This window comes from Nocardia sp. NPDC057440, assembly GCF_042802915.1.
Lineage (GTDB): Bacteria > Actinomycetota > Actinomycetes > Mycobacteriales > Mycobacteriaceae > Nocardia.
In genome coordinates this window covers 327194-337096 of the sequence record NZ_JBHVDF010000005.1, presented here as the reverse complement: position 1 = coordinate 337096, position 9903 = coordinate 327194, and the positions used below count along the sequence as shown (strand labels likewise).

Below are 9903 nucleotides of genomic sequence, written 5' to 3'. Positions count from 1 at the left end.
TGTCCGGCGGAGCGCAGTCTGCGCGACAGGTACTCGACCCCAGCGCCCGCCACCAAGGGGGCCGCGAACACGCAGCGCCGCAGGCGCTGCCAAAAGACCTAGCCGAAAATGAGGCCCTTGGCCTGGCCGATGGCGCGCGCGAAACGCTCCTGCACGTCTTCCCAGTTCACGACGTTCCAGAACGCGGTGACGTAGTCCGCCTTGACGTTCTTGTACTGCAGGTAGAAGGCGTGCTCCCACATGTCGACCTGCAGCAGCGGGATGATGCCGAGCGGCACGTTGGCCTGCTGGTCGTACAGCTGGAAGGTCAGCAGCTTCTGGCCGAGGGTGTCGTAACCCAGCACCGCCCAGCCGGAGCCCTGCAGGCCGTTGGCCGCGGCGGTGAACTGCGCGCGGAACTTGTCGAACGAGCCGAACTGGTCGTCGATCGCGGCAGCCAGCTCGCCGACCGGCTTGTCACCACCGTTGGGGGACAGGTTCTTCCACCAGATGGAGTGGTTGACGTGGCCGCCGAGGTGGAAGGCCAGGTTCTTCTCGTTCAGGAAGATGGCGGCGTGATCGCCGGCCTCGCGGGCCGCATCGAGCTTCTCCAGTGCGGAGTTGACGCCCGCGACGTACGCGGCATGGTGCTTCGAATGGTGGATCTCGTTGATCTGCCCGGAGATGTGGGGCTCCAGGGCGCTGTAGTCGTAATCCAGATCTGGCAACGTGTACTCAGCCACGATGTCCCTTCCTAATGTCGGGCTGTGTGCCCTCGTCTTCGAGCACACTCAGCCATCATTCGTACACCCGCTCGGTTCCAACCGGGCCGTGTACCCCCGCATTCCTTGATCAACATCATCGGCGCTCCGGTCGGCCCTCGCGTGCGAACGTACCGACTGATTTCCTGAGCACCAGGGGTAACTCGCCGGGATGCGCAGAACTCTGCCAGGTACCGACCGCCGGCACCCACGACGCGACTACCTCGGCACCTGCGATCGGCAACTGACGTGCGGTGGCGGGGGCGCTTAGCATTGAACACATGTCCTGGTATGACGAACTAGTGGGGCGGGTGCGCCTTCCGGAGCCGGCCATGGTCGCACCGGACCGAGCGCTGCCGGGGCGCAGCGAGCCGCTGGTGGTCCCCGAGACGCATTACGTGAACGGGCATCCGATCCATCCGCCGTTCCCGGAGAATATGCGGGTCGCGGTGGTGGCGATGGGCTGTTTCTGGGGTGCCGAGAAGGAGTTCTGGCAGATCGAGGGCGTCTACTCGACCGCGGTCGGTTATGTCGGCGGCTATACGCCGAACCCGACCTACGAGGAAGTGTGCAGCGGGCGGACCGGTCATACCGAGTCCGTGCTCATCGTCTTCGACCCCGAGGTGATCGACTACGCCGGTGTACTGCGTCATTTCTGGGAGAACCACGATCCGACGCAGGGCATGCGACAGGGCAACGATCGCGGAACTCAGTACCGCTCGGCTATTTTCACCCTGAGTCCGGAGCAGGCGGAGATCGCGCATGCCACCGGGAGGGCGTACGGTGAGCGGCTCGCGGCGGCCGGCTATGGCCAGATCACCACAGAGATCGCCGAACTGTCCGACCTGTCGGGGTTCTATTACGCCGAGGGCTACCACCAGCAGTACCTGGCCAAGAATCCCGGCGGCTACTGTCCGGTGCACGCCACCGGCGTGAGCTGCCCGGTGGGCTTGGGAGCCTGAGCGGCGGAGCTGGAAAAGGAAACCGCACACCCGATGGATCGGATGTGCGGTTCGGGCCTGTGGATGTTCAGAGCTGCGGCACGATGCCGGGGCGCAGGGTCTGCGGATCGCCCGCGTCGTGAGCCTTCCACCAGCGCACCCCGCCCGCGATGAACTCGGCCAGCGGGATTTCCCGGCCTTGCTGGTCGTGGATGGTCATGTTGTCGAACCACACGCGCACGTCCAGCTCGCGGGGATCGATGCCTTCCTCCTGCGAGAACTCCAGCACGTGCGCGGAAACGCCGTCACCGATCTTGGTGTCGAAGCTGAGCAGTTCGCTCCATAGCGCCCAGCCGCTGTCGTCGACATCGATGAACTCCCAGCCGTGCAGCCGTCCGCCGCCGAAACTGCGGATTCCCTCGTCCAGCCCGTCGAGCTGCAAGGGCAGCACCGTCGCGGCCAGATCGTCCCAGCGCTGGACGCGCATCGAGGCGGCGACACGGCCGACGCCGGTGAATGTCAGCCGCACCCGATTTCCCTCCGGCGCGGGTCCGTGCTGCGGAAGTGTCAACACCTCCAGTTCCAGACTCAGTCGACGACCCGCCTCGTCAACCTCCAGTCCTAGGCATGTGGCCTCGGACAGAGCGGTGTTGAGCCCAGCCGTATCCAATCCGTCGAGTAGCCCCCTGCTCACGTTCATACCTTCAGGCTACCGACAGCACCTGCGGGAACCCGGTATTTCAGTTTTTCGCTAGTGTTCTGGTTTTTTATGGAACCGAATCGACCGCGGCGTCGTCCAATGTAGATATCGGGGCCTGCTCGGCCGTTGCCCCGAGGCTGCGGCGAATGACCGCTCCGGGATGGCTAGGAGGGGAGTCTCGGATCGGTCGTTCGTATCGTCTGGTTCGCCGCAGGGCTGCTGCAAAGGGGGCGATTCGGACGGATCCGGTGGTGTTGCATTCCTGAATCGAGCGGACCTGCGGATTTCCTGATGGGCGCTAGCCGTGGGTGGTGTGCTGCTCGATAGCGGAGCCTGTGGATCAAGTTGTGGAATATGTGGATAACTCCGATGAAGATATGCACAAGCAACCCCGTAGCGGGGTGTCCGACAGGATCCGGAAGGACAGAACATACCCGAGGTAGCCGACTGCTGTCGAGGCCGTTCCCCGTGTCACTGCGGGGGAGTCGCCGGCGTCGCGCGAGCCTGCAACTCCCCGGCAGTGCGGCGACCATGGCAGGATCGAAGAGTGACGAGCCCCGAGGTCCCGTCGGTGCCGGTGGAAGCCGTGCCCGGCGAATTCGACAATCCCGCTGACGAGACCGCGGCCGACGCCGCGCGGGCGATTCTGCTCGACGTGCGCGAGGATGACGAATGGCAGCTCGGGCACGCGCCGGGCGCGATCCACATTCCGATGGTCGACGTGCCTGCTCGGATAGACGAGCTGGATTACGACGCCGACCTCTATGTCATCTGCAGGCAGGGCGGTCGGTCGATCGAGGTGGTCAAGTACCTCACCCACGTCGGTTTCGACGCGGTGCACGTCCAGGGTGGCATGGTGGCATGGCAGCAGTCGGGCCGTCCGCTGGTCGCTGTCGGCGACCACCTGGCGAAGATCTACTGACGGAAAGAGCGAGGTGCTCGGCATGAGCGTCAGGCCCGGAGACGGCAGCTCGGGTGACCACGGCGGGCCCGCGAATGCCGAAAAGGAGGCACTGTGAGTACGGTGGTGCAACCTTGCGCGCGCTGTGGCGCGCGCTGGGCCGTGCAGACGACCCCGGTGCACTGGTGCCCGCGCTGCCGAGGCGTGCTGCTGTCACCTGCTCCCATCGACGCCCCCGCCGAGCGCCGCAACTACCGCTGGGTTGCGCGAAGGCCCGACCAGCGCATTCGCCGGGCTTCGACCTCGGGACGAGCCGGACAGTCCGCCGGAACACCGCGCTATGCCGAGATGCCTCGATGGGGATTGTCGGACCTGAAAGCCTCGCCCGCCACCGCCCCGAAGCGTCGGCTCGCCCCCTTCTCGGACCGGGTCGTTGCGCTGCTGCTTGCCACGGCGGTGGTGTTCGCCGTGGCATGCCTCGCCGAGCTCGGACGATATGGGATTCTGCTGCGCAACCGCACCCGCCTGGTGAATCCGTTGCTGCTCACCTTTTCCGATTACCTGCTTTTGCTTTCCGCTGTGCTCGGACTGGTGCTGGCGCTGGCCACCGCGTTGGCGCTGCTCGGCTGGCTGATCGACACACGACGGGTCGCCTACGAGCGGTCCGGGCGGCGGGACCCTCGATCGGTGCGGGCGCTCGCCCTAGGCTGTCTGATTCCGGTGGTCAACCTGTTGTGGCCCGGCGTCTTCCTGACCGAGGCCGTGACGGTGTCCGCGCAGGACCGGCCCGCGGATCCTCGAGTGTTGCGGGCGGTCCAGATCTGGTGGTGCGCCTGGGTGTTCGGCGGCATTGTCGCGGTTGCCGCGCTGCTGTGGCGGACCGCGGACTCTTTGCAGGTCAAGGCGGACGGAGTGATGTTCACCGCGTTCACCGACGCGATCGCCGTCGGCGTCGCGTTGCTGACGCTGTGGCTGATGCGGATGATCGAGGGCCGGGATCTGTTCGGCCACACCAGGATCGCGCGCCGCTGGGTCATCGCGGTCGATCCGCGGGTGCCGGTCATCGAGCCGGTGCAGCCGGGCGGCACAGCCGAAGCGGCACAGCCCGGCTCCGCGAATTCAGCGGAGCGTGGTGCTCTGGATACCGTCAGCAGCGAGGATCAGGACAACGCCAGCAGCGCTGTGCACCGTGAGCATGAGGAGGTTATGGCCAAGTGAGCCAGGGCAGTCGCGCACCGTTCGTCGTCGCGCACCGGGGAGCCTCCGCGGCGCGACCCGAGCACACACTCGCCGCCTACGAGCTTGCGCTGCAAGAGGGTGCCGACGGTGTGGAATGTGATGTCCGGCTGACCAGGGACGGGCACCTGGTCTGCGTGCACGATCGCACCGTCGATCGAACCTCCTCGGGCACCGGGCCGGTGAGCGAGATGACCCTCGACGAACTCAAGGAGCTCGACTTCGGCGCCGACGGCGCGCCATCGGCCGTGCTCACGCTCAGCGAACTGATCGAGCTGGTGCTGGACTGGCGCAGCAGGCCCACCAAGCTGTTCATCGAAACCAAGCATCCCGTCCGCTACGGCGCACTGGTGGAGAACAAGTTGCTCGCCGAACTCCAGCGCTACGGAATCGCGACACCGGCTTCGGCCGACCACTCCCGTGCGGTGGTCATGTCCTTCGCGGCCACCGCGGTATGGCGGATCCGCCGCTCCGCACCACTACTGCCGACCGTCTTGCTCGGCGAATCATCGCGCTACCTCGGCGGCGGCGCCGCGACCACCGTCGGCGCCACCGCGGTCGGCCCGTCCGTGAAAACCCTGCGTGAGCACCCCGACCTGGTCGACAAGGCCGCCGCCGCGGGCCGTGCCACCTACTGCTGGACCGTCGACGACCCCGACGACGTCCGCCTCTGCGCCGACCTCGGCGTCAGCTGGGTCGCCACCAACCACCCAGGCCGCACCAAAGCGCTGTTGTAGTTTTGGCTGTAGTTTTGGCAGCGCCTGCGGCGCTGCGTGTTCGCGGCCCCCTTGGTCTCGCTTCCGAGCCGTCGAGACTTGCGCCTTCGGCGCGTGCGCTTCGACGGCTCGGAAGCGAGACGGGCCGCGAACTCTAGGGCTGGGTCTCGCTTCGCTCGGAAGGCGTCATCGTGCCCAGTGGGGGCGTGGGTAGCTGAGCTTGTGACTTCGGTCGATGCTCTCCGGCGGCTGTGGAAGCGGGGCGGGCCGCGGACTCTGGTGCTGGGTCTCGCTTCGCTCGGAAGGTGTCATCGTGCCTGTGGGTGTGTCGGTGGCTGAGGTTGCGACTTTGGTGGATGCGGTCGGCTGTCGTGGGATGGGCGGGGCCGCGAATGCTGGTGCTGGGTTTCGCTTCGCTCGGAAGGTGTCATTCTGCGGAGTGGGTGTGTCGGTAGCGGGCATGCGCCTCTGGTGATGCGCTTCGGCTGTCGTGCATGTGGGATGGGGCGCGAACTCTAGTGCGGCATCTCACTGTGTTCGCAAGGGGCCATCATGGTGTGTGGTCGCCAGCGTGCATCCAACACGGTCGCGACAATCCCTGCTGACGCCTCCATTCGGCACGATGACACCTTCCGAGCGCAGCGAGACCAAGGGGGCCGCGAACACGCAACGCCGAAGGCGTTGCCAAACAAACACAGCCGTTGCAGTAGGTTTTGGCCCGTGGGTAAGAGCAAGCGCAATAGTCCGAAGCCCGGGGGCAACCGGGCGCAGCGTCTCGCCGAGCGGCGGGCGGTGCTGGAGCAGTCGGGACAGGGTGTCGCGCGCCCGTTCGAGGGGCTGGCCGCGGAGTGCGATCTTGTCGCGCTACGCGAGTTCGTGCCGTCGGCGACCGCGACGCTGAAGCTGTCGCCCGATGTCGCGGCGGAGCGGTCGGTCGTGCTGGCCACGGTGCTGCCCGGTGCGGTCGCCGCGTTGGTGCGTGCCGGGGATCAGCCGACCGGCTACGTCGGCACGCAGGTCCAGCACCAGGGTGCGGATCCGGCTGCCGATCTCGCGGCCGCCATTCTGTGGACGCAGTCGGCGGAGCCGGGCGAATCGCTTTCTGCTGCGCAGAGCGTGGCCGGCGGGCCGCGGTTGGCCGATGTGATCGATCCCGGCGCCGATCTCGAGCTCACAGTGCACCAGGACTTCGACTGGTGGGTGCCAGAAGGCGTACAGCCCGATCCGCAGGTTGCCGCGACCATCGAGCAGGCCAAGCAGGCGATCATGCCGTCGGCGCGGCTGGATCTGGGTGCCGATTCGATCGGCGCCGCGTGGTGGGTCGACGCGGGTGAGAAGGCGCATGTGCGCTGGGTTCGTCCGGAGGACGAGGATGCGCTGATGCTCGCGCTGGCCAAGCTGCATGCCGCGGGCGGCCTGCACCTGGGCGAGGGTTCGCGTTTCGCGGGGTCGTTCCGTACGCACGGACTGCTGGTGCCGGTGTTCGATCTCGATCCCGAGCTGCACGCCACCGAATGGACCAAGCCTGCCATCGAGTTCGGTGCGCGGTTGTCGGAGGCGCTGGCGAAGGATGCGCCGCTTTCACCCGATGAGCGTCGTTCGCGGGATGGTCTGCGGTCGCGTCAGATCACCTTGCGGTAAACCGAAAAAATCTCAGAGAATTTTGTGAAACACCCTCCTTTCTAATCGGGTCTCGGTTAAGTTCTCTTCATCACCGAAAGATGGTGGTGGTGAGGATAACCTCACCGATCTGATGAGGAAGATAGGGAACATCATGGACGCGATCCTCTTGCTGCTCAAGACGCTGCTCAGCTCGCTGAGTGCTTCGTAAAGCATCGCAGAACATTGACGGCGGGGTTGTCGATACCGCCCTCGATTTACCAGCGACAGGCCCAGCTCGTCGTGACGAGCTGGGCCTGATTGCATGGAGAATACTTTCGACTAGACGGTGCCACCCGCAGTCGAAGGAGCGCCGGAAGTATCGCTCGGGCCGCTCATTTCCCGTGCGATGAAATCTTCGAGGTCGAACAGGTTCGACCCGGCGCGATCGGCAATGGTGAGCAGTGTCGTCATATTGGCGACCTCCTCGACCTGTTCCTTGAGGAACCACTGCATGAACTGTTCCCCGAGGTAGTCGCCCTCTTCGCGGGCGGTGCTCGCCAACTGGATGATCTGGTCGGTGACGGCCTTTTCCTGGGCGAGCGCCAATGCGATGGGTTCGCGGACATTCTCGAATTGGGATTTCGCACTGTCGATACCGGACAGTTCGATGCTGATATCCCGATCGAGGAAGTACTGCACGATCATCATTGCGTGATTGCGCTCTTCGACTGCCTGCGCATAGAAGCGCTTGGCCAGCTGCGGCAGATCTGCATTGTCGAACCACACCGCGATAGCGATGTATTGATGCTCGGCGTTGAATTCATGCCGGATCTGGTCGTGAAGCAGGCTGTGGAATTTGCTGCGTGGGGACTCCGGATGGCTGGACATGAGAGCGACATTAGCGCTGGTCAGCGCGCGTGTCATCCAAGTGCAACCTTATTGAGGCTAGTATTGCCTAATTAATTCTTTGCGGCCCCCGCCATTTTCGGCGCTGTGACATCGGCGCGCGGGGCGGTCCGCAGTTCACGTGAGATGAAATCCTCGACGTCGAACAGGTCGCCCGCGGCACGGTCGACGACCGTCAACAAGGTGGTCATCCCCGCGACGTCCTCCACCTGTTCCTTGAGGAACCACTGGATGAACCGCTCACCGAGGTAGTCACCAGAGGTGCGGGCCGCATCGGCGAGCGCGGTGATCTGCGCTGCGATGGTTCGCTCCGACTCCAGCAGTTGAGCGATCGCGGCACGGGGAGACTCGAAGGTGGACTGCACCTCGTTCAAACCCTCGACCCGGACATCCAGGTCCCGATCGAGCAGATACTGCACCATGCGCAGCGCGTGTGCACGGTTCTCACCGGACTTGCCGTAGCAGTATTTGGCCAACTGCGGCAGGCGATTCGAATCGAGATACACCGCGGCGGCGAGGTATTGCTGGGCGGCGGTGAAGCCATGACGGATCTGTGCGCGCAGCAAGTCGGGGAACGGCTCGGCGACATCGGTGTCGGGCATGTATCGACGCTACCTCGTCAGAAGGTCGTCCGGTACGGGTTGGTCCTTGGCCAGCGCATCGAAAAACCTGCCTGCCTTGGTCTTGTCCCACAGCAGCACGTTTCCGCTGTCGGTGTCGCTGAAGCCGCCGACCGGGACGGTGGTCGCCACCGTGTCGCCGCGCAGCGCCCAACCGAGCTGCCCCAGGTTCCAGATGTGATCGCCGTTGTCGACCTTCAAGGATTTGGCGGTGTCGCGGGCGAGTGGCCACAGCTTGAACGGGTTGGCCAGGGTGGCGGTGCTGGTCGCCTTCTTCAACAGCGCCGCCATGAACAGCCGCTGGTTGTTCATGCGGTCGAGATCGGCGAGCGCGGTCGCGCGGCTGCGCACGAAGCCGAGGGCCTCCGGGCCGGCGAGCCGCTGGCAGCCAGCGGGCAGGTCGATGCCCGCGAGTGGGTCGTCGATGGGCTGCGGCACGCAGACATCGATGCCGCCGAGGGTGTCGACGACGCCTGCGAAGCCGCCGAAGCCGATCTGCGCGTAGTGGTCGATCCGCAGACCGGTCGCGATCTCGACGGTCTGCACCAGCAGCTGGGGGCCGCCGAACGCGAAGGCGGCATTGAGCTTGTCCTTGCCGTAACCGGGGATGCCGACGTAGGAATCGCGCGGCAGGCTGACCAATGTGGTCGGCCCCGATTTCGGAACGTGCACCAACAGGATGGTGTCGGTGCGTTCCGGGCCGACCTCGCCGCCGGTGGCCAGCTCCTGCTCCTGTTCGGGCGACAGGCCCGCGCGGCCGTCGGAACCGACGAGCAGCCAGTTGGTGCCAGGCGTGTCGCCGACGCGATCGGCGTAGTTCGCCAGTGCGTCGATCCGGTTCAGTGAGTTGTCCAGCTGGATGACGGCGCCGACCGCGGCGAGCACGAGCACCACGAGCAGGACGAGGGACCAACGGAACAGATGCAGCTTGCGGCGTCGCCGCGGCGGCTGGGGTTCGCGGTCCCGGCGCGATGGCGGCGCGGCAGGCGGTGGCGGGGGCGGGGTTCGGTTCTGGCGGGGCCGCTGGGACTGGTGTGGCGCGGGTTCGTGATACGGGACCGGTTGCTGGGTCGGCTGGTGTGCCGGTCGCGGTTTCTCCATGGGCGGCGGCGGTGTGCGCCGGGCTCCCTGGTCCGGCGGGACCTGGGAGTAAGCCAGGGGTTGTGCGTAGTTCGGCGGTCCGTCGCGGTGCATCTTTCGCGTGGGCTCGACGGTGGGCTGCCCCGGCCGGTGCGGTCCAGGGACGTGCGGCTCGGCCCGGTGCGGTCCGGGGGCGTGCGGCTCGGCCCGGTGCGGTCCGGGAGGGTGCGGCTCGGCCCGGCGTGGTCCGGGAGGGTGCGGCTCGGACCGCCGTGGTCCGGGAGAGTGCGGCTCGGACCGCCGTGGTCCGGGAGGGTGCGGCTCCGAACGGCGTGGACCAGGAGGGTACTGCTCGGCCCGCTGTGGACGTGGAGTCGGCGGTTCACCGGGTCTACCAGGGGGTGGCGGGACCCGGCGCGTCCGTGCGTTGTGCTGGGGGTCGTCGCCATTCATCACTAGGC

Annotated in this window: 10 protein-coding genes; 5 read left to right on the top strand and 5 right to left on the bottom strand. The window is 66.1% G+C overall.

Annotation, left to right across the window (positions count from 1 at the left end):
• Positions 1-98: 98 nt before the first annotated feature.
• Positions 99-722, bottom strand: a complete 624-nt coding sequence (locus ACFU4Z_RS13030; protein WP_379062311.1) for a superoxide dismutase — start codon at positions 720-722, stop codon at positions 99-101.
• A 299-nt stretch (positions 723-1021) separates the two neighbouring features.
• Here ACFU4Z_RS13030 and msrA point away from each other — a divergent pair, with 299 nt between their 5' ends.
• Positions 1022-1702 carry a peptide-methionine (S)-S-oxide reductase MsrA gene (gene msrA, locus ACFU4Z_RS13025; RefSeq protein WP_379062309.1) on the top strand — a complete coding sequence of 227 codons (681 nt, stop codon included), beginning with the start codon at positions 1022-1024 and terminating at the stop codon, positions 1700-1702.
• A gap of 67 nt (positions 1703-1769) precedes the next feature.
• Here msrA and ACFU4Z_RS13020 read toward each other — a convergent pair whose 3' ends face one another.
• Positions 1770-2381 carry a hypothetical protein gene (locus ACFU4Z_RS13020; protein ID WP_379062307.1) on the bottom strand — a complete coding sequence of 204 codons (612 nt, stop codon included), beginning with the start codon at positions 2379-2381 and terminating at the stop codon, positions 1770-1772.
• A 547-nt stretch (positions 2382-2928) separates the two neighbouring features.
• Between ACFU4Z_RS13020 and ACFU4Z_RS13015 the strand changes: the two genes are divergently transcribed.
• The 4 genes from ACFU4Z_RS13015 to ACFU4Z_RS13000 all read left to right on the top strand — a co-directional run bounded on the left by ACFU4Z_RS13015 (position 2929) and on the right by ACFU4Z_RS13000 (position 6875).
• The gene (locus ACFU4Z_RS13015; RefSeq protein WP_379062305.1) at positions 2929-3303 is read left to right on the top strand and encodes a rhodanese-like domain-containing protein; all 375 of its coding nucleotides are present in this window, start codon (positions 2929-2931) and stop codon (positions 3301-3303) included.
• A 93-nt stretch (positions 3304-3396) separates the two neighbouring features.
• Complete coding sequence (locus tag ACFU4Z_RS13010) at positions 3397-4500, top strand: DUF4328 domain-containing protein (RefSeq protein ID WP_379062303.1); 1104 nt, start codon at positions 3397-3399, stop codon at positions 4498-4500.
• Complete coding sequence (locus tag ACFU4Z_RS13005) at positions 4497-5255, top strand: glycerophosphodiester phosphodiesterase (protein WP_379062301.1); 759 nt, start codon at positions 4497-4499, stop codon at positions 5253-5255. Before ACFU4Z_RS13010 ends, ACFU4Z_RS13005 begins: the two co-directional genes overlap by 4 nt.
• A 699-nt stretch (positions 5256-5954) precedes the next feature.
• Positions 5955-6875, top strand: a complete 921-nt coding sequence (locus tag ACFU4Z_RS13000) for a DUF5926 family protein (protein WP_379062299.1) — start codon at positions 5955-5957, stop codon at positions 6873-6875.
• A gap of 300 nt (positions 6876-7175) precedes the next feature.
• Here the strand turns inward: ACFU4Z_RS13000 and ACFU4Z_RS12995 are convergent, their stop codons facing one another.
• The 3 genes from ACFU4Z_RS12995 to ACFU4Z_RS12985 all read right to left on the bottom strand — a co-directional run bounded on the left by ACFU4Z_RS12995 (position 7176) and on the right by ACFU4Z_RS12985 (position 9556).
• Positions 7176-7724: a ferritin gene (locus ACFU4Z_RS12995; RefSeq protein WP_379062297.1), complete on the bottom strand. Its 549-nt coding sequence runs from the start codon at positions 7722-7724 to the stop codon at positions 7176-7178.
• Between the two features lie 71 nt (positions 7725-7795).
• Entirely contained in the window at positions 7796-8344 is a 549-nt protein-coding gene (locus ACFU4Z_RS12990) for a ferritin (RefSeq protein WP_379062295.1), read from the bottom strand.
• Between the two features lie 9 nt (positions 8345-8353).
• Positions 8354-9556 carry an LCP family protein gene (locus ACFU4Z_RS12985; protein ID WP_379062293.1) on the bottom strand — a complete coding sequence of 401 codons (1203 nt, stop codon included), beginning with the start codon at positions 9554-9556 and terminating at the stop codon, positions 8354-8356.
• Between the last annotated feature and the right edge of the window lie 347 nt (positions 9557-9903).